This window comes from Paraburkholderia aspalathi (assembly GCF_905220735.1).
Classification (GTDB): Bacteria; Pseudomonadota; Gammaproteobacteria; order Burkholderiales; family Burkholderiaceae; genus Paraburkholderia; species Paraburkholderia aspalathi.
Window position 1 is genome coordinate 1,305,107 of sequence record NZ_CAJNBA010000002.1, and the last position, 20,275, is coordinate 1,325,381.

The window sequence follows — 20,275 nt, forward strand, 5'->3', positions numbered from 1 at the left end:
TTCGTACAGCAAACAGCTTTCGCTACTGACCAGCTTAGTGCTTCACGACTTCCGTTGCACCGGCGTCTTTGCCCGGCTCAGCCGCCGCGACAGGCGCAGCAGGCTTGGGCTCTTCGTCCGGCAACGCCTGCGGCACACGTTCGAGCGCCAGTTCCAGAACCCTGTCGATCCAGCGGACCGGCATGATTTCGATGGCGTTCTTCACGTTATCCGGAATCTCCGTCAAGTCCTTGACGTTTTCTTCCGGAATCAGCACCAGCTTGATACCGCCGCGATGCGCCGCCAGCAGTTTTTCCTTCAGGCCACCGATCGGCAGGACTTCGCCACGCAACGTGATTTCGCCCGTCATCGCGACATCGGCACGAACCGGAATACCGGTCAACACCGACACCAGCGCGGTCGTCATCGCGATGCCAGCCGACGGACCGTCCTTCGGCGTCGCGCCTTCCGGCACGTGAATGTGAATATCCTGCTTCTCGAACGCTTCGTCCTTGATACCCAGACGGCGCGAACGCGAGCGGACCACCGAGCGCGCAGCTTCGACCGATTCCTTCATCACGTCGCCGAGCGAACCCGTGCGGATCACATTGCCCTTACCCGGCATCACCGCGGCTTCGATGGTCAGCAGATCGCCGCCCACTTCCGTCCACGCAAGACCCGTGACCTGGCCAACCTGATTTTCCTTCGCAGCCAGACCGAAGTCGTACTTGCGCACGCCGAGGAACGTGTCGATATTGCTACCGTCGACCGTCACTGCGCCTTCCGCCTTCTTCAGCAGAAGCATCTTCACGACCTTGCGGCAGATCTTCGAAATTTCACGCTCGAGCGAACGGACGCCCGCTTCACGCGTGTAGTAACGAATGATGTCGCGGATCGCGGTTTCCGTCACATCGACCTCGCCATCCTTGAGGCCGTTGTTCTTCTTCTGCTTGGGCAAAAGATAACGTTGCGCGATGCTGACCTTCTCGTCTTCCGTGTAACCCGACAGACGGATCACTTCCATCCGGTCGAGCAGCGGCGGCGGAATGTTCAGCGAGTTCGACGTTGCCACGAACATCACGTCCGACAGATCGAAGTCGACTTCGACGTAGTGATCGGCGAACGTATGGTTCTGTTCCGGATCGAGCACTTCCAGCAAAGCTGAGGACGGATCGCCGCGGAAATCCTGGCCCATCTTGTCGACTTCGTCGAGCAGGAAGAGCGGATTGCGCACGCCGACCTTGGTCAGGCTTTGCAGAATCTTGCCGGGCATCGAACCGATATACGTACGACGATGACCGCGAATCTCGGCTTCGTCGCGCACGCCGCCGAGCGCCATACGCACGAACTTGCGGTTCGTAGCGCGAGCGATCGACTGACCCAGCGACGTCTTACCGACACCCGGAGGCCCAACGAGGCACAGGATCGGCGCTTTGACCTTGTCGACACGTTGCTGGACCGCGAGATACTCGAGAATGCGTTCCTTCACTTTCTCGAGACCGAAGTGGTCTTCGTCGAGCACGCGTTCCGCATTCGAGAGGTCGTTGTTGACCTTGCTCTTCTTGCGCCACGGCAAGCCGATCAGCGTATCGATGTAGTTACGCACGACGGTCGCTTCAGCCGACATCGGCGACATCAGCTTGAGCTTCTTCAGCTCGGCGTCGGCCTTCTTCTTGGCTTCCTTCGGCATGCGGGCAGCCGTGATGCGCTTCTCGAGTTCCTCGAGATCCGCACCTTCTTCGCCTTCGCCCAGTTCCTTCTGGATCGCCTTGACCTGTTCGTTCAGGTAGTACTCGCGCTGGCTCTTCTCCATCTGGCGTTTCACACGCCCACGGATGCGCTTTTCGACCTGCAGGATGTCGATCTCGGCTTCGAGTTGCGCGAGCAGATGCTCGAGGCGCTCGATGACCGGGAACATTTCGAGAATGTGCTGCTTCTGGTCGAGCTTGAGCGGCAGATGCGCCGCGATCGTGTCGGCCAGGCGGCCAGCCTCGTCGATGCCCGACAGCGACGTCAGGATCTCCGGCGGGATCTTCTTGTTCAGCTTCACATACTGGTCGAACTGCGACACGATCGCGCGGCGCAGCGCTTCAGTTTCAGCGCTGTCGGCGTGGTCGGGTTCGAGCGGCATGACTTCGCACGAGAACTGCGTTTCCTGTTCTTCGATGGAAAGCGTTTTCGCGCGCTGCAAGCCTTCGACGAGCACCTTAACGGTGCCATCGGGCAGCTTCAGCATTTGCAGGATGTTGGCGATACACCCTACTTCGTACATGTCCTTTTCGGTCGGCTCATCTTTCGCAGCCGTTTTCTGGGCGACGAGCATGATGTGCTTGCCGCCTTCCATCGCTGCTTCGAGAGCCTTGATCGACTTCGGGCGGCCTACGAAGAGCGGAATCACCATGTGCGGGAAGACGACTACGTCACGCAGCGGGAGCAGCGGGAGCGTAATGCGTTCCGGCGGAAGGAGTTGGGTTCCTGACATTTCATTTCCCCATGAGTGGAATCAGTTCGTTCGATAGGTGAGGCCAGCAGAAAAGATTGCAAGCCTCCGCGTGTGGGAAAAGTTCAGTGACTCCGAAGGTTCAGTGACTCCATAGTGAAAACAACCATCCTGACCACACGATAAACGAAAAAAGCCGTTCACGTTGCCATGAACGGCTTTTTTTGCAGAACCCGAAAGCCGATCAGTTCGAACCCGCCACTTTGGGCGCGTCTTCGTAGATCAGTAGGGGTTTCCCGTCGCCGTCAATCACGTTGTCGTCGATGATGACCTTGCTAACACCTTTCATCTGCGGCAAATCGTACATGACATCAAGCAACGCCTGTTCCAGGATGGAGCGCAGGCCGCGAGCGCCCGTCTTGCGACGGATCGCCTTGCGTGCAACAGCCTGCAACGCAGCCGGGCGAATTTCGAGCTCGACGCGTTCCATATTGAACAGCTTGTGGTATTGCTTCACCAGAGCATTCTTCGGTTCGACGAGGATCTTCATCAAAGCCACTTCGTCGAGCTTGCCAAGCGTAGCCACCACCGGCAGACGGCCGATCAGTTCAGGGATCAGGCCGAACTTGATCAGATCTTCCGGCTCCACTTCGCGCAGCACTTCGCCGGCGTCGCGGTCCTGCTTGCTCTTCACGCTTGCGCCGAAGCCGATACCGGTTTTCTCGGTACGGTCGACGATGACTTTCTCGAGGCCGTCGAATGCGCCACCGCAAATGAACAGAATATTGGTGGTGTCGACCTGGATGAAGTCCTGATTCGGATGCTTACGGCCACCTTGCGGCGGCACCGACGCCATCGTGCCTTCAACCAGTTTCAGCAGGGCCTGTTGCACGCCTTCGCCCGACACGTCGCGGGTGATCGACGGGTTGTCGGACTTGCGGCTGATCTTGTCGATTTCGTCGATGTAGACAATGCCGCGCTGGGCCTTGTCGACTTCGTAATTGCAGTTCTGCAGCAACTTCTGAATGATGTTCTCGACGTCTTCGCCGACATAGCCGGCTTCCGTCAGCGTCGTTGCATCGGCAATGACGAACGGGACGTTCAGAAGGCGCGCGAGCGTCTGTGCGAGCAAGGTCTTGCCGGAACCGGTCGGGCCGATCAGCAGAATGTTGCTCTTGGACAGCTCGATTTCGTCCTTCTTGTCGAGGTGCTTGAGGCGCTTGTAGTGGTTGTACACCGCGACCGCGAGAATCTTCTTCGCGCGTTCCTGACCGATCACGTACTGGTCGAGGATTTCACGGATTTCCTGCGGACTCGGCAGATCGGACTTGGACAAGCCCGCCTCGATGCCCGCACCTGCAGCCTCATCGCGGATGATTTCGTTGCACAGGTCGATACATTCATCACAGATGAACACCGACGGGCCGGCAATCAGTTTTTTGACTTCATGCTGGCTCTTGCCGCAGAACGAGCAATACAACAGCTTTTCGCTGTTAGAACCTTTCTTGTCCGCCATAGATGTGTGAGCCTCCGGACACTCGATTACATGATACGCCGTTTGCCCCGGCCTCGCAGTTTGGGCGCGGCAGGGCTTGAGCCAAGGTGACGGCGTTTGCCGCAGGCACTCGGACGAGTCTTGATTATTTCACAACCGATCCGACGACGGCCTCGCCCCATTTTGGGGCAAGACCGCACCGGCGTTTCAAGAACACTTCAAGGACGCTTGTGCGCCACCTGATCAACCAGACCGTAAGCTTGCGCGTCATCGCCGGACATGAAATTGTCGCGGTCGGTGTCGCGTGCAATACGCTCGACCGGCTGGCCGGTGTGGTGCGCGAGCAGGTGATTCAGACGTTCCTTCAGGTACAGAATTTCACGCGCCTGGATTTCGATGTCCGACGCCTGGCCGCGCGCCCCGCCCAGCGGCTGGTGAATCATCACCCGTGAATTCGGCAGCGCAAAACGCTTGCCCTTCGCGCCCGCCGCCAGCAGGAACGCGCCCATACTGGCCGCGAGACCCATGCACAACGTGGACACGTCCGGCTTGATGAACTGCATCGTGTCGTAGATCGCCATCCCGGCCGAAACCGAACCGCCCGGGCTGTTGATGTAGAAGCTGATGTCCTTGTCCGGGTTTTCACTTTCAAGGAACAACATCTGCGCGACGACGAGGTTGGCCGTCTGGTCGTTCACTTCGCCGACCAGGAACACGATGCGTTCCTTCAGCAGACGCGAATAGATGTCATACGAGCGCTCGCCCCGGCCGCTCGTTTCCACGACGATCGGCACCAGTCCGAGCGCCTGCGCTTCGAGATCCCGGGACGACTGGGAGGTCAACGTGTCCAGCATTTGGGCGCGAAAGGTCATGCAATGGATCCTTGTCTGGAAATATTCTAAATATTAGATGCTAGACAGGTGTGGTCGACGAGCCCGTATTCAAGTGCCCGATCAGTGCGAGCGCGGCGTGCGACGCAGCGTGAAACACGCCATGCAAAACGCACCGCACTTTCACAGCACAAAAAAACGGCGTGCGGGCCGTCGCTCCGACAGCCGGCACGCCGTTGCAGCGACGCTTACGCTTGCGCCGTTGCGCTTGCCAGTTCTTCGAAGCTTACTTCCTTGTCCGTCACCTTGGCCTTGCTGAGGACGAAATCGACGACGTTGGCTTCAACGACGTACGCTTCCATTTCTGCAAGACGTTGCTGATTGGAATAATACCAGCGGACGACTTCCTTCGGGTCTTCGTAGCTTTTCGCGAATTCGTCGACTTCGGCACGAATCTGCTCCGGCTTGGCTTGCAGTTCGTTGGCCTTGACCAGTTCGGCCAGCACGAGGCCCAGCTTCACGCGACGCTCAGCCTGTTCCTTGAACATTTCAGCCGGGATCGGTGCGTCGGCGGCGTTCGGCACGCCACGTTGCTCGAGATCCTGACGCGCCATGCCGACGAGGCGTTCCTGATCTTGCGCGATCAAGGCGCTCGGCACGTCGAGTTCCGAAATCTTCAAGAGCGCGTCCATCACCTGATTCTTGACGATGGCTTGCGTGCGGCGCTTCGCTTCGCGTTCGAGATTGTCTTTGATTTCAGCGCGCATCTTGACCAGATCGCCGTCTTCGATACCGAGCGACTTGGCGAATTCGGCGTCGATTTCCGGCAGATGCGGCCACTCGATCTTCTTCATCGTGATCGTGAATTGCGCAGTCTTACCAGCGACATCCTTGCCGTGATAGTCAGCCGGGAAAGCCAGGTCGAATTCCTTCGATGCGCCGACCGCGAGGCCCAGCGCTGCCTTTTCGAATTCCGGCAGCATGCGGCCTTCGCCCAGCACGAAAGCGAAATCTTCAGCGCTGCCGCCCTGGAACACTTCACCGTCGATCTTGCCGACGAAGTCGACCGTCACGCGATCGCCGTCTTTAGCCGCCGTGTCCGCGCCGCCGTCGCCGTGCTCGCCGGCTTCGCCGCGAGCGTGGAAGTGCACGCGCTGCTTGCGCAGGATGTCCAGCGTACGGTCGATTTCCGCTTCGCTGATGGTGGTCGTGGTGCGTTCGATTTCAGCCGTGGCGACGTCGCCCAGCTTCACTTCCGGATACACCTCGAACGTCGCGTCGAACGCGTAATCGCCTTCAGCAGCGTCGGCCTTCGGCGCGAAGCTCGGCTGACCGGCAACGCGCAGATTTTCGGCGCGGCTGATGTCGAAAAATTCCTTGCCGACCTTGTCGCTCAGCACTTCAGCTTCAACCTGGCCCGAATACTGTTGCGTCACCATCTTGAGCGGCACCTTGCCCGGGCGGAAACCCGGCATGCGCACGTTCTTTGCCAGTTGGCGGATACGCGAGTCCACTTCCTTCTGCACGGCGTCCTTCGGCAGGGAAATCGTTACGCGGCGTTCGAGCTTGCCGAGGTTTTCAACAACGTTAGCCATGGCTTCAATCGTCCTAAAATTATTCGAGCGAATCAGTTATCTTCTCCGTGCCGCTTTTCGATGTCGCCAATGTCGCATTTGCGTCGTCTGGCATCGATTGCGCGCCTGCGCCGCGGGCTTGCAGGCCGCCGGCAGCACGGTTGGGTCCAAAGAGCCGAATATTTTAGCAAACTATTTGCGCGCTTAGCCGGGATTCGATGATTGCGCGCACTTTTATCGGTGTTCGAGCCGTTTTCCGCGCTGTTTTTCGCCTGTTTGCAGGTTGCCTGGCGGCGGTTCGCTGAACGCTTCACGCCCATCCCCTGCCAGTTTTCAGCTCGCTTACGGCGTCTTAACGCCCCCTTTCCCTGCCACGCTTGCGTCGGAAGCGCCCGCATGACCGATATGCCTCGCGCCCGCCGCCCGCGTTCATACGGATGGATCCCGCGCGCGCCTCCACGGACAATCCCGGCTATGCCATTCGACATATTCAGTCGGCGCGCCCATGCTGATAAGCTTACGGACGCGCTCGGGGCTGCGCACGCATCTGGTCAATTCACCCGCCCTCGCAACGACTCCAACCATTCAGAGACACCATGCCGAATTTGCCGTCCTCGCCTGTCGTCGTCATCGCCCCCGATTCCTTCAAAGGTTCGCTCAGCGCGGAACAGGTCGCCCAGGCGATTGCGTCCGGCATCCAGCGCGCCCGGCCGGACGCCGGCGTGCGCATCTGTCCAATGGCCGACGGTGGCGAAGGCACACTCGACGCCATGCTCACGAGCGGCGGCGAACGCCGCAAGCTGAGCGTGCGCGGCGCGGCCGGTCCGATGCGCGAGGCACTCACGGGCCTGCTGGCAGACGGCAGTGCGATCATCGAAACTGCGGAAATCGTCGGCATTACCGATCCGGTCGGCATGGGTGTACCGGTCGAGGCGCGCAGCACGCGCGGCATGGGCGAAGCGATTCGCGCGCTGCTCGATGCAGGCGTGCGGCGCTTTTTCGTCGCGCTCGGCGGCAGCAGCACGAACGACGGTGGCGCCGGCCTGCTGGCCGGCCTCGGGCTGAAACTTTTCGACGCACAAGACAAAGAACTCGACGCCACACCCGAACAACTCGCGCGCGTGGCGCGTCTCGACGTGTCGCAACTTGATGCGCGCCTCGCGGACACACAATTCGTCGGCATGTCGGACGTGGATAATCCCCTGACCGGCGATCACGGCGCAACCGCGGTGTTCGGTCCGCAAAAGGGCGTGAAGCCGGAACAGGTTGCTGCGATCGACGCCGCCCTCGCCCGCTTCGCCGATCTGCTCGAGGCAGCGCTCGGGCGCACAGCCCGCGACCAACCCGGCGCGGGTGCGGCCGGCGGTCTCGGCTTTGCGCTGCACATGCTCGGCGCGCAGTTCGAGCCGGGTGCGGAAACCGTCGCGCGCCAGATCGGTCTGGACGCGGCGCTCGAGGGCGCGAACTGGCTGATCACCGGCGAAGGCCGCTCGGACGTGCAAACGCTGCACGGCAAGGCGCCGTTCATTGCTTGCCGTCATGCGCAGGCGGCGGGCGTACCGGCCACGCTGCTCTCAGGCGCGGTCGACTCCGCGGCGCTACCGCGTCTCGCCGAATACTTCAGTGGCTGCTTCTCTCCGGCCCCGGGGCCGATCACGCTCGAGGTTGCGATTCGCGACGCGGCGCGTCTGCTGGCGGACGCGGCCGAACAGTTGACGCGTCTGAAATACGGCGCGCGTTGACCGGCGGAACGGTTGCGGCAACAATCACAGCGCCACGACCGCACCCACTCACCACGGGAAGACAATGAAGGCATCCGCCAGAACCGGACTCGAACAGTTCCTCACGTACCGTCTGCACGTCCTGAACAAACTCGCCGAGCGTGGCATCAGCGAGCGCTATCAGGACAAATTGGGCGTGACATTACCTGAAGCAAGAGTGGTGGCGTCGGTGGGCTCGTTTGGACCGTTTTCGATCATGGAACTGGCGCGGCACGCTAACCTCGATAAGAGTCAGGCGAGCCGTGCGGCTGAGGCATTGATCAAACAAGGACTCGTCAAGCGCGAGCCGAGCGCCGAAGACGGGCGCGTCGTGCTGGTGTCGCTGACCCCTGAAGGCCGCGCGCTCTATCGCAAGGTGATGCCGATCGCGCGCAAGTGGAACGGGGATATGTTCGACTGCCTCGACGAACAGGAAAAACTCGCGTTCGGCGCAGCGCTGGACAAGATCATCAACACGATGTCGGAGCGCGAGGAGTAAGCAACGGCGTGCGCAGGCGCGGGGCGCCCGTGACGGGCAATCCTCTGGCGCCGCGATCGCTCTGTTCGGCGCGATTGCCACGCTACAGCGCAGCCCCTCGGCACGTTCCAATTGCACGGCTTCCTGCAATCCTCTACGCCGAAGTCCGCTCGCGCCGAAGTCACTTCGTTTCGGTGCTTTGACCGTCAACGCTGGCGCTGCCTGCGTCCTTAGTTGTAGCGCTCGCCGCACCCGACTCGCCGCCGAGACCATCGTCGGCCACTCCACCGCCGCCGTCGGCCACGCCGTGAGCCTGAGCCGCAGCCTGCCCCTGAGCGCCACGCGCAAGCCGCCAGGCAATCGCGCCGAGCGAGCCGACGGCCAACAACAAAGCGGCCCACAACATGTAGCGCCGCATTGCATCGGGGTCTTTGCCCGATGACTGCGCATCAGCCTCCGGCCCAACGGGCAATTCCTCACCCACCCGCGCCATCACTGCAACCGACGAAGCGCCCATCAGCAGATCCGCCCGGCTCACCGCCGACGACACCGCAGCCGCATTCCCCACCGCCAACGTAAACGGCGCCGCGCCGCGCGCGACAAAGGTGAGCGTCGCCGGACGCCAGCCCTCGGCGACTGTCAACGCCCCGCTTCCCAAACCGCCATTGCGCGTGTCGACCACCACGCGCCAGTGGCGATCCGTGTCGGGCTCCATTTCAAGCGATGGATTGCTCTGTTCCACCGTGCCGTTATGCAAGCGGAACAGCGTTGCGCTCGATACCTCTCGCCACGCCGTCTCCAGACCCGAGCGCGAATAGACGACGGCCGGCGCCACCGTATTCGGCTGCGGGAGATTCAGACGCAAACGATCGACGGGATACGGCCCACCGCTCTCGAAGAAATACTCACCGGCTTTCGGCCCCGGATGGGCGACGATCCCTTCGCGCCATTGCCGTTGCATATCCGCGCGCTGCGCCGCGCCGGCGCTGGACACCTGCACCTGAGCGTCGATCGATTCGACATACGGCGCGCCGTCGAGCCAGTGCAAACGCAGATAACGCGCGCGCATCCCGTTGAGCTCGATGCGATCCTGGCTCAGCGTGCTGCCGTTGTAGCTGACCTTGAGCAGTTGTGCCTCGCCCGCGGGTTGCCAGTTGCGCAGATCGTCACTCGACTCGACACTGACACGCCCCTGGTAATTGTCGTCACGCACATGCACGACCAAGGCATCGACCCGCGCTTCGCCTCGCACTTCGCGCGCGACGTCAATCAGATCGGTGTCATGTTGCGAGCGATCAGGCGGCGCCGAGGTTGCCCGCAGCGAGCCGTCGGCGGCAATCGTCACGCCGAGTGGCGCACCGGTGCCGCCGGAAGCGGCGGGCGGCAAGGGAAACCAGTGCACCGTTCGCAATGTGGCCGGCGCGCGGGCTGACTCGCGTGGCGCGTCAAGCGAATACGGCACAGGTTCGCCGGCGCCATTGAATACGCGCACATCACCGAGATCGTTGCGCTGACTGGCAGCGTAAACGGCCGCCGGCAGCGGCACGCTGTAATAGGCGGCGCCGCTTTCGAGTTCGAGCGCAAAACGCTGGGCAAAACGGTCGGCCGCAACGGCCGCCGTCGATACCCACACAGACGAGATCGCGAGACACCACCCCGTCGCTATCAGGACACGCTTCATTGCTCAGATTCCAGAACGGCCGCCTTGGGCGGCAACGGCGAGAAGTAGCCTATCAGCAGCAGCATCAGGCCGATACCGATGAACGACACGATCCGTTCGATACCCGTCACGTGTGACAAATCGAACAGGAACAGCTTGACGACGGTCGCCGCCAGCAGGCCGCCGCCGATGAACCAGAATATCCGGCTGGCCCGGCGCGTTGCCCAAATCATCATAGCCAACGCGCAGACCGTCCAGAACACCGATACCGAGGCCTGCACGAGCATCGAATGTGACATCTCGTCGAGCTGATACGGCACGCCGATCCAATGATGCAGCGTGCGCAGCAGCATCGCATTGAGCCAGATGAATCCGGTCACGCCGACCGTCACCTGCAAGGGCACACGGTATTCGCCGACCGGCACACCCAGCCGGCTGATGCGCACGAGCCACAACGCCGCCAGCGCAAAAATCACCGCCTGCACCAGGTCGAGCGGATTGAGCAGCGGCAGCTGCGCCCACGCGCCGCCGTCCTGTGTCAGGTTCGCGTAGAACGTCCACACCCACATCACCAGAACGAGCGGCGTCGATGCAATCGCGCACAAGCGCACGATGCTGTCGCGACGCGCGAGCCACAGCCCGGCAAATGCAAACGCGCTCCAGCCGACCAGAAACACCTGCTGAAAATTGAACGACGCCAGCACTGCATCGACATCGTACGCCGCATGGAAATGATGATGCAGCGTGCGCAGCAGCAACGCGTTGAACCATAGGAACAGCGTCGCGAGCACCGCATAGTCGAAGGCCCGCGGATGCCAGTGCACACCGAGTGCGCGCAACCGCCGCAGCCACACGGCGCAGGCGATGAACGCGAGGATCTGCGCGACATCCAGTGGATTGAGAATCGGCAGCCAGAAGAGCGGCGCGGCGCTGCCGTCGCTCGTCACGCTCGCGATGCTCCAGGCCCACAGCAAGGCGGCGAGCGGCGCCGCGGCCCACACCTGATAGGCCATTACGAAACGCGCGACCGGCCAGCGCAAACGATGCCCGACGCCCGCCACCAACAGCAGCAGAATGCCGAAGCCATAAGCCCACGCGCTCCAGCTCCATGCGCCTTCCGGCACGTAGGCGCGCAGGCCCCAATAGCCTTCGAGCGCGACGAGCGCGCCGGCGGTCCAGAACATCAGCGTATGAAGCGGCGCAAGCACACGATCGCCGACATCGCGTTGCTGACGCCACAGCAGCAAGTAGGTGGACGCGGCGGCGACCGCGCAAACCAGCCAACCGTAACCGCTGACCGGCGCCATGCTCAACACGAACAGGCCCAAGGTCAGCAGAGCGAGAACCGGCACGAGCGCGAGCGCCGGAAGTTCGACGAGCGGCCAACGCAGCTTGCGGCGCGTGCCGTGCGCGAGCCACGCTGTCAAAACGGCGAACAACGCGACGACGGCAGTCTCGAAGCGATCGCGGTCATACGCAAGATGGGTCTGCGCATACGTGTTAATTTCGCTGAGACCACCCAATATCCACCACGACAGCCCCCACACGCCGGCGACAAGGCCAATCTGAGGCATCCACGCGTGCCACGCGCCCGCCTCGCTGCGCCCATGCAGCCGCCATCCCGTGAAGATGCCCGCGACCGCGATCAGCACGCTCGCGATGTACGCACCGTTGAGCACCGGCCAGGCATGCGCGGCATCGATCTGCGCAAGCGTGCCGACCACATACGCACCCGCCGCGGCCAGTTGCATCAGCAAGCCGAAGCCGAAAGCGATCAGGCGCCGCTGACGCACAGCGAGCCAGGTGATCGCGGCGCCTTCGATTGCCCAGGTCGCGCTCGTGGTCGGTCCGGTGAAAGCGAGCGGGACGGCGAGCGTTGCAAAGATCACGGCCAGCGCGAGCATGGCTTCGAACATCATGCCGAGGTGCGCGCGCCGCCGCGCGAGCCACCCCGCGATCGCGAGGTAGAACGCGGCCAGCGCCACCGCGCTCCACGCGAGACCGAATTCGGTGCCTTTCATCAGCGCCGCTTGCAGACCGATCGCAACGAGTGGCGTGCCGAACACCAGCGTGCCGTCGACGTAATGCTTGAGCGCGACCTCGCGGCGCACCGCGTAGAGCAGCGCGATGCCGACATACATCAGGAAGAACAGGATCAGGAACGGCTCGGTGCTGGCAAGCAGCTCGGGCCGGTAGGCCGTCACGCCCCACGCGGCGCCGATCGAAAACGTGAACACGAAGCCGAGCAGATTGAGAGGCCGCCACGCCTTGAACCACGCGATCGCGAAGATGCCCGCGTTGAGCAGCGCGTAGTAGCTGAACAACATCACGTGACTGCCACCGCCCGTCGAGAGGAGCACCGGCGCGAGGAAGCCGCCCGCGCTGCCCATGAAGGCCAGCGACGAAGCGTTCTGCCGCACTGCCAGAAACGCGCTCAAGCCGCAAATCGCGATCATCAGCGGCAAGGCGGCGCCCGCCGGCAGCAGATGGTAGAGCCTGGTTGCAGCGAACACGGTCAGATAGAGCGCGCCGACGCCACCGCCCTGCAGAATCAGCCCGTAGGCGCCGCGGCGCTCGCCGATGCGCCAGCCGAGTCCGATCAGCACGGTTGCGGCAAGCGCGACGCCGGCAAGGCGGAATTCGATCGGCAGCAGGCTGTTGTCGGCTGCGTATTTGAGCAGGAACGCAATGCCGAAGAACAGCACGATGATGCCGACCCGCACGACCGTGTTGCCGCCGAATAGCCAGTCGCGGCCACTTTTGAAGAGGCGTTCGGCGAGATTGGGACCGCGCGGCGGAGACGGTGGTGCGGGCGGGGTTTGCGCTGGCAGTTGTTCGGTGGAAAGCGCGGGCCCGGCGGATGGCGACAGCGTCATCGGGCTGGTTGGCTGAGCACTCAGCGTGCTTGATGCACCTGAAGCGCTCGATGCAGGCGTGCCGGTCGACACGGGTGGCGTGACCGCAGTGGCGCTCGTCGTCGGGCGCACAGCGGCTGGCTGCGCCGGCATTGCCTCAGACTCGGGATGCGACCTCTGCCCCACCACGGGCGGCATCGCGTACGGACGCGGCACAACGTTGGCCGGACGCAGTTTGAGCGCCGCAGGATCGCCATCCACGCTTTCAGTCGCCGATACGCCTGTAACGCTGGCCCGCAATTCGTGGATCTCGCCGCGCAGCGCGACGATCTCGCGCTCGAGTTGCTCGACGCGCTCGGCCAATGTGCCGGATGGGCTGCCGGGTTGGCTCAAGCTATAGGCCGCAGCCGGCTTGGATGTGGGTTCGTTCGCGACACCCGGACGCTTCTTTTGCAACAGCCGCGCAATCGCAACGCCGGCCACCCCACCCACCAATGCACCGAAGCCGATCGAGAAATCGTTCGACACGGCGGCGATTATCCCGACCACCACGCCGATCACGGCAAATATCACGCTCATCGCATCCCTCTTTTATTGTCTTCTGTTGCGAGATCCATTTGTCGCCCGGATTAATCCGAGAATATCGCGTCAGCAATACAGCGAAAATCGGCGCGCAGAATACCACGTAAAGCACGCTTTTGAGCCATCGGGCGAGCGCTGTCGGATCGTGACGCTTATTTGCTGATGCATATCGGTTTTTCCCAACTTTGCGCGCTTATTTCCAGAGATTAATCCGCCGGCGGGTGGGCATGAGCGCATCGCGTGCATTTAACAATTTACGCAATATGGATGACAACGGATACCACCCAATCTCGGGCGCAGTTCGACGGGCACACCAATTACCTGGACGAATCCAGCAGCGGTGTCCGACTCCATATTGCTCAATAGACTGACCGCGCTGAAAACCATCGTCCCGCAGCGAACACGGCAGCCCCGCCGAGACAGCCGCGTTCGCGGCAACCCGTCAACCATGTCAAAATTCGGGATCGGCCGCCAGGCCTTCAGTCACCCCCATTTCATCCAGGGAAGCTTCAGTGGACATCAACAAACAGGTAGCGGCCCTCACCGCTTCAGAACTTCAAACCGCCGGCGCGAGCCAGGCGACGGCGATCGCCGTCAGTGTCGTGCTGCGTCATCTGCGCTCGCCCGAGCTGGCGAAACTGTTGTCGTCGGCGTTCGAAAACCACCAGGCCGTCATGCTGCAAACGCCGTGGCCCGATCCGATGCTACAGGCGTTCGAATCGACCCGCCGCTTTCTCGAAGGCGCCGTGCAAGCCGAGTTGCCAGGCACGCAAGCCGAACCGCAACCGCCAGCACCGGACGCCTGAGCGCTGCCGGGCCCACCAGGCCTGGCACCAGGTCGCAAGAAAAACAAAAAACCCCGTCAGTCCAAAGACTTAACGGGGTTCTCTGCTACATATTTGTTGGTGCGAGGGAGGGGACTCGAACCCCTACACCCTTGCGGGCGTCAGGACCTAAACCTGGTGCGTCTACCAATTTCGCCACCCTCGCAGCCGGGCAAAGCGCTGTGCGTTGTGCCCGATGTCCTGCATGCCCACGGCCGCGTTAAAACCCGCGCCCGAAAGCGTAAGCGCGAGATTCTAACCGATTGATTCGCAGTTGTCTGCATTTGCTCGTGCATCGGCCCATTGGGCGTCGATGCTACAATTTTTCGCTAAACGCACGCACGACGTGCCCTTGTTCGCCCGCCCTTCCCCACATTCCTATCCCGTGAATTTCGACGAATACTGCCAGCAAAAAGCGGCGCCGCCCGGATCGAGCACTTACTATGCGCTTCGGCGGGCGCCCGCGGCAAGCCAACCGCTCCTGACCGCGCTGTTCGCGCTGCGTCGCGAGTTCGAGGAAACCGTTAAGGAAACCAGCGATCCGGCCATCGGCCGCACCAAACTCGCGTGGTGGCAAAACGAACTCGCCGCGCTGGCTTCGGGCTCACCGTCACATCCGGTTTCCAAGGCGCTGGCGGCTTATCTGCCCAACGTAGAAACCGAATATCCCGAGTTGCAGGCATTGCTCGCCGGTTTCGAAATGGACCTCGACCAGGCGCGCTATCTCGACTACCCGAATCTGAGGCGCTATGTGCAAGGCGTCGGCGGCACCTTCGCGTCGCTGGTCGCGCGTGCTTCGGCGAAAGACAGCGCGCAGGCATCGACCTGGTCCGCGGCGCTCGGCGAGGCGCTGCAGCTTGCGCAGTTCGTCGCCGAAACCGGCAATGACGCGCGCCACGGCCGCATCTATATTCCGATCGACGAAATGCAGCGCTTTAACGTCACCGCTGCGGATCTGATCAACAGGAAATATTCCGACGCGTTTACCGAGCTGATGCGCTTCGAGACCAAGCGTGCGCGCGACGCGTTGCAAGCAGCGCTCGCCGCCATGCCCGCAAATGAGCGCCGCTCGCAGCGCACGCTCGTGGCGCAGGCAGCGCTCGCCCTGGCGCTGCTGGATGAAATCGAACGCGACGGCTATCACGTGCTGCATCAGCGCATTGCGTTGACGCCGATCCGCAAACTCTGGATCGCGTGGCGCGCGAGGTAGGCGAGCGACACAACGGCCGTTGGCTCATGCTGATGAGGCAACGCTGTCCATCGTCAGACGCGTAGCAACGGCAGCGGTTCGAACCGCTGCTGCAGGATCGCGGACGCGTCGAGCCCCCACCACGGCCCGAGCACGGTCGCGTAGAGTTGCTGAAAATCGACGCCGACCGGCAAGTTGCCATTGCCATCGAGCCGCGCGAGCACCGGCGGCACGCCGTACAAACCGCCCCGCACTCGCCCGCCCATGACGAAATGCGGCGCCACGGTGCCGTGATCGGTGCCGTTGCTCTGATTCTCACGCGGGCGCCGGCCGAACTCGGCATAGGTCATCACCAGCGTCTCGTTCCAGCGGCCGAGTTCCACCAGCGCCGATTTCATCGACGCAAACCCATCGGCCAGTTGTTTGAGCAGCGCCGCCTGTTGACCCGGCTGATTCTGGTGCGTATCGAAACCGTTCAGCGTCAAACGGATCACCGCCACACCCTGCCCGCTCTTCGGCTGTCCTTGCGGAGTATTCCCGGCCGCGAGCACCTGCATCGCCGTCTTGATCGAACCGCCGAATGCGCCGCCGGGAAACACCGTCTTCAATTGCGCCTGACCTTGTGTGGGACGCAGACGATCGGCGGCTTTCACGATGTCATTCTCGACGTCGAGAATGTGCGCCAATTCCGGATTGCGCTCGTGCAGCGACACCGGCGTGACGAGGCGCGAAGCCTTGACGAACTGTGCAGGATTGACCAGCGCGATCGCGCGTGCGCCGTTGGCAAGCGGTCCCATTTCGGCGCTACCGATCACCACGCCGTCGGCGGCAAAACCGGCGGGCACCGGCGTCTGCGCGAACGCGCGTGTGAGCCAGCCCTCCCGCAGATATTGATCCGAACGCGAGGCGGTGTCCCAGATCTCGATCGAGCGGAAATGCGACAGGTTCGGTTGCGCGTAGCTGACGCCCTGCACGATCGCCAGTTGCTGGCTCTGCCAAAGTGGCATCAGCGGCTGCAACGACGGATGCAGCGCGGTGCGCTCGTCGAGCTGGATCGCCTGCTCACGTTTGATGCCGATGTTTTTACGCAGCTGATAGTAAGTGGGATCGGCAAACGGAATCACGGTATTCAAACCGTCGTTGCCGCCCTTCAGTTCGACGAGGATCAGCAGGTTGCCGTAGCCTCGATTCGCTGAGCCGCCCACTTCTGCCGCCTGCGCACCGAACGCGCGTGGCAACCAGAGCGTTGCGCTGGCGGCTGCGCCCATCGAGAGAAAGCTGCGTCTTTTCATCCTGCACCTCGTTCGATTGTCATGGCGCGTGTCTTGCCGCCTTCGACGGATCGTTTATTTGCGCTGCTCATCGGCGTTATACGGTTGAGCGGCTCAATTCCGTCGCCCGTCCGCGCTGCTCACTTTCTCACTTCAGCTGATAAGCCGGGTCCATCAGCAGCGCCTCCAGATAAGCGCTGGCGGTCGAATCGGTTTCGATCGCGTCGACTGGCGTGAGCGGCAAGACCGCGTGCTGCAACTGAAGCTCCGCCGACAGCCCCGGCTTCGCCGTCGGCGCGGTGTTGTAATGCGCAAGCCACGTGTCGATATCAAAGCGTACGCCACCCTGGCTGACCGGGCCGACTCGCGCCATCGCGCGCTGCATCGGCTGACTCGCCGGCATATTGCCAGGTGCGCCACTCGCCGCGATCTTTGCGCCCACCGGATTGTTCACGCGCTGCGGACGGGCGGTTTCAGTCGCGCGAAACAGTTGCTCGACGAATTGCTTGCGCGCCAGCAGCGTCGAGCTATTGATCCATATCGTACCGCCCGGCCATCCTTTGACGTTGGGCGGGTAGAACAGGTTCTCGCCAAGCGTGCGGATCTGTGCGGCGAATGGCGCCGTGTTGTCGTAGCCAATGTCGAACGCACGCAGTGTCCCGACCACGAATTCAACCGGCGATTTCACTAGCACGCCGCGATCGCCGTCGTCCCAGAACGCGTCGCTCATGAAAAGGCCGCGCAGCGCGACCTTGATATCGTAATGACTCGCGCGGAACTGGGCAGCGATCGGCGCGATGCGAGCGGGGTCCGGTGTGTCGGAGACGAACTCGCGCCACAGTTTGGTCGTGACGAAGGTCGCGGTTTCCGGTCGCGCAAGAAGGATGTCGAGCACCTGATCGCCGTCGAACGGACCCGTTTGACCGAGCACGGTCTTGTCGCCATCGTCGTGCAGGTTGGCGCGCCACACGTAAGCCTGGGTGTCGGGGTCGAGACTCCACCCCGTGTAGGCACGCGCGGCTTCCGATACGTCACGTTGTGTGTAGTGCCCTTCGCCGAGCGTGAACAGCTCCATCACTTCACGCGCGAAGTTTTCGTTGGGCTTGCCCTTGCGATTGCTGGCACCGTCGAGGTATTGCAGCATCGCCGGATCTTTCGCGACGTCGTGCAACAACTCGCCGAAGTTGCCCAGCGCGTCGCGGCGCAACAGCATGTTCTGCTGCGCCATCTGCTGCGGATACTGGACCTTGTCCTGGCCGGAGGTGAAGTGGTTGTGCCAGAAGAGCGTCATGCGCTCGGTCAACGGCGACGGCGTGCCCAGCATCTCGCGCACCCACCACGCACGTAATAGTTCGTAACGTTGGCCGCGCAGCCGCTGCTCGTCGCGGCGTTGATCGTCCGTCCATGTCTTGCGAATGTCGCGCGTCGGGATGGGTTCGAGCACCCAGTCCGGCAGCGGCGTGACAGATTCGGTTCGGGCTGTTGCGAGCACCTTGTCCACTGCCTGCTCGCGCGTGAGGCCGACGTATTGCGCGACCTCGCCGCTATCGGGCGCAAAGCCGACGCGCGTCAGGAAAAAGCGGGCATCGTCGGCGTCGAGGGTGTCCTGGTCGGCCACGGAAACGGCTGACGCGGCAGACGGCGCGCGATGCTTGTTGTGGGGAGCATGAGAGATAGAGGCGCCCTGCTGCACGGCCGGCGCCGGTGCACACCACGTCACGGCCACTAACGCCGTGGCCATGACTGCCAGCCAGCGCCCATCTTTACCGCCTGTCAGCACTTTCATCATCGGTCATCCGGTTGCGGGGCATCACGGAAAGGCATTCGCGCATGGAAAAACGCTCTATGCACGCGCTGTGCTCTGGCGACTCAACGGCAGATGGAACGGGAAAGTTGACGGGGGAAGTGCAACGAAATCTTTCACGCGCAGAGGAGCGGCGACCAGCGTGCCCAGGAGCAGGCACGAAAATAGCTACCTCTTATAGAGCTCGCGGACAGCGTCTTCGATGTGCTGCCGTAACAGGCGCCGCTCGTCGGGCGTCATATGGCCATCACGACGGCGTTGATCGAGATCAGGGGGAACTGCAGTGCGCAACATCACGTCTGACGCAGGGCGGTCGTTAGTGACGCTGGGGTTGTGGCGGCCCGCTTTGGAATTAGGCGGCTTGGGGCCGCGCTCGCTCGCAGCTCTGTCGGCCGAAGGCTGGGCGTGGGCGAGCGTTGGTCCTAGTGTGCCTGCAAGCGTACCGGCAATCGCCAGTGCAATTACGCTCAGGCGCACATTCGGCCAAACCCCTCCCTTCATGTTGTTCCCTTCGTGGCGCGGCAACCGGCTACCTCAAATGCGTATACAAACCCCGGTAGCGAGCCGGGTGCGAGAGTTTTAGTCGTGTGAAGTATCCACCGAACAGCCGCATTCAGTAAAGGAGTCTACCTGCCCATGCTTTACGTCGTGCCACAGTGCGGGTAAATTTTGTAACTGACTGTAACCCGATAAATGATGCAACCGCGCGCTACTTTCTAATCGCGCTAAGATGCCGACCATGGAAACCAAAAACCCTTCGAAAATCCTCGTCGTCGACGACGATCCGCGCCTGCGCGATCTGCTGCGCCGCTACCTCGGTGAACAGGGCTTCAATGTCTACGTTGCCGAGAACGCGCCGTCCATGAACAAGCTCTGGGTGCGTGAGCGCTTCGACTTGCTGGTGCTCGATCTGATGCTGCCAGGCGAAGACGGCCTGTCGATCTGTCGCCGCCTGCGCGGCAGCAACGACCGCACGCCGATCATCATGCTGACGGCCAAGGGTGAAGACGTCGATCGTATCGTCGGCCTCGAAATGGGCGCCGACGACTACCTGCCCAAGCCGTTCAACCCGCGCGAACTGGTCGCGCGGATCCACGCGGTGCTGCGCCGGCAATCGCCGTCGGAGCTGCCGGGTGCGCCGTCCGAAACCACCGAGGTGTTCGAGTTCGGCGAGTTCGCGCTGAATCTCGCCACCCGCACGCTCACCAAGGCCGGCCAGGAAATACCGCTCACCACCGGCGAGTTCTCGGTGCTGAAGGTGTTTGCGCGCCATCCGCGTCAGCCGCTGTCGCGTGAAAAGCTGATGGAACTGGCACGCGGCCGTGAATACGAAGTGTTCGACCGCAGTCTCGACGTGCAGATTTCGCGTCTGCGCAAGCTGATCGAACCGGATCCGGGCAGCCCGCGTTTCATCCAAACCGTCTGGGGTCTCGGCTACGTGTTCATTCCGGACGGTGCAGCCTGAGTTTGCTCTCACACCCCAGTGTCGACCAGAGTTGGCGCTTCAGCGCCTTATCTCTGGTCCCATGCAAAG

The 20,275-nt window shown here is 62.3% G+C and carries 14 protein-coding genes and 1 tRNA gene; 5 read left to right on the forward strand and 10 right to left on the reverse strand.

The genetic code is table 11. From position 1 onward, the window contains the following. Window positions 1-34: 34 nt before the first annotated feature. The 4 genes from lon to tig form a co-directional block, all read right to left on the reverse strand. Complete coding sequence (lon, locus tag KHO30_RS16635) at window positions 35-2,461, reverse strand: endopeptidase La (RefSeq protein WP_054039529.1); 2,427 nt, start codon at window positions 2,459-2,461, stop codon at window positions 35-37. Window positions 2,462-2,663: 202 nt separating this feature from the next. After that, window positions 2,664-3,935, reverse strand: coding sequence for an ATP-dependent Clp protease ATP-binding subunit ClpX (gene clpX / locus KHO30_RS16640; protein WP_007182009.1), 1,272 nt, complete (start codon window positions 3,933-3,935; stop codon window positions 2,664-2,666). A gap of 197 nt (window positions 3,936-4,132) precedes the next feature. Then, window positions 4,133-4,786: an ATP-dependent Clp endopeptidase proteolytic subunit ClpP gene (gene clpP / locus KHO30_RS16645; RefSeq protein ID WP_007182010.1), complete on the reverse strand. Its 654-nt coding sequence runs from the start codon at window positions 4,784-4,786 to the stop codon at window positions 4,133-4,135. Window positions 4,787-4,992: 206 nt separating this feature from the next. Then, window positions 4,993-6,339, reverse strand: coding sequence for a trigger factor (gene tig, locus KHO30_RS16650; protein ID WP_054039527.1), 1,347 nt, complete (start codon window positions 6,337-6,339; stop codon window positions 4,993-4,995). Between the two features lie 575 nt (window positions 6,340-6,914). Between tig and KHO30_RS16655 the strand changes: the two genes are divergently transcribed. Continuing rightward, entirely contained in the window at window positions 6,915-8,060 is a 1,146-nt protein-coding gene (locus KHO30_RS16655; protein WP_211701619.1) for a glycerate kinase, read from the forward strand. Window positions 8,061-8,124: 64 nt separating this feature from the next. Further along, window positions 8,125-8,577: a MarR family winged helix-turn-helix transcriptional regulator gene (locus KHO30_RS16660; RefSeq protein WP_093632688.1), complete on the forward strand. Its 453-nt coding sequence runs from the start codon at window positions 8,125-8,127 to the stop codon at window positions 8,575-8,577. A 160-nt stretch (window positions 8,578-8,737) separates the two neighbouring features. Here KHO30_RS16660 and KHO30_RS16665 read toward each other — a convergent pair whose 3' ends face one another. Together KHO30_RS16665 and KHO30_RS16670 are read right to left on the reverse strand one after the other, a co-directional pair. Next, entirely contained in the window at window positions 8,738-10,237 is a 1,500-nt protein-coding gene (locus tag KHO30_RS16665) for a DUF3999 domain-containing protein (protein WP_211701620.1), read from the reverse strand. Continuing rightward, a complete protein-coding gene (locus KHO30_RS16670; RefSeq protein WP_211701621.1) occupies window positions 10,234-13,650 on the reverse strand; it encodes a DUF2339 domain-containing protein in 3,417 nt (1,138 codons plus the stop codon). The genes KHO30_RS16665 and KHO30_RS16670 overlap by 4 nt, the downstream gene beginning before the upstream one ends. A 515-nt stretch (window positions 13,651-14,165) precedes the next feature. Here KHO30_RS16670 and KHO30_RS16675 point away from each other — a divergent pair. Next, window positions 14,166-14,459, forward strand: coding sequence for a hypothetical protein (locus KHO30_RS16675; RefSeq protein ID WP_093632685.1), 294 nt, complete (start codon window positions 14,166-14,168; stop codon window positions 14,457-14,459). Window positions 14,460-14,556: 97 nt separating this feature from the next. Here KHO30_RS16675 and KHO30_RS16680 read toward each other — a convergent pair. Further along, window positions 14,557-14,643: transfer RNA gene (locus tag KHO30_RS16680), tRNA-Leu, on the reverse strand. A gap of 219 nt (window positions 14,644-14,862) precedes the next feature. Between KHO30_RS16680 and KHO30_RS16685 the strand changes: the two genes are divergently transcribed. Further along, window positions 14,863-15,687: a squalene/phytoene synthase family protein gene (locus tag KHO30_RS16685; RefSeq protein ID WP_093632684.1), complete on the forward strand. Its 825-nt coding sequence runs from the start codon at window positions 14,863-14,865 to the stop codon at window positions 15,685-15,687. A gap of 53 nt (window positions 15,688-15,740) precedes the next feature. Here KHO30_RS16685 and KHO30_RS16690 read toward each other — a convergent pair whose 3' ends face one another. The 3 genes from KHO30_RS16690 to KHO30_RS39300 form a co-directional block, all read right to left on the reverse strand. Further along, a complete protein-coding gene (locus tag KHO30_RS16690; RefSeq protein ID WP_093632683.1) occupies window positions 15,741-16,958 on the reverse strand; it encodes a DUF1501 domain-containing protein in 1,218 nt (405 codons plus the stop codon). 127 nt (window positions 16,959-17,085) lie between these two features. Further along, window positions 17,086-18,726: a DUF1800 domain-containing protein gene (locus KHO30_RS16695; RefSeq protein ID WP_244864065.1), complete on the reverse strand. Its 1,641-nt coding sequence runs from the start codon at window positions 18,724-18,726 to the stop codon at window positions 17,086-17,088. Between the two features lie 183 nt (window positions 18,727-18,909). Next, complete coding sequence (locus KHO30_RS39300; RefSeq protein WP_093632682.1) at window positions 18,910-19,242, reverse strand: hypothetical protein; 333 nt, start codon at window positions 19,240-19,242, stop codon at window positions 18,910-18,912. Window positions 19,243-19,471: 229 nt separating this feature from the next. On the opposite strand from KHO30_RS39300, the gene ompR reads away from it, so the two are divergent. Continuing rightward, window positions 19,472-20,206: an osmolarity response regulator transcription factor OmpR gene (gene ompR, locus KHO30_RS16700; protein ID WP_006048917.1), complete on the forward strand. Its 735-nt coding sequence runs from the start codon at window positions 19,472-19,474 to the stop codon at window positions 20,204-20,206. The last annotated feature ends 69 nt before the right edge of the window (window positions 20,207-20,275 follow it).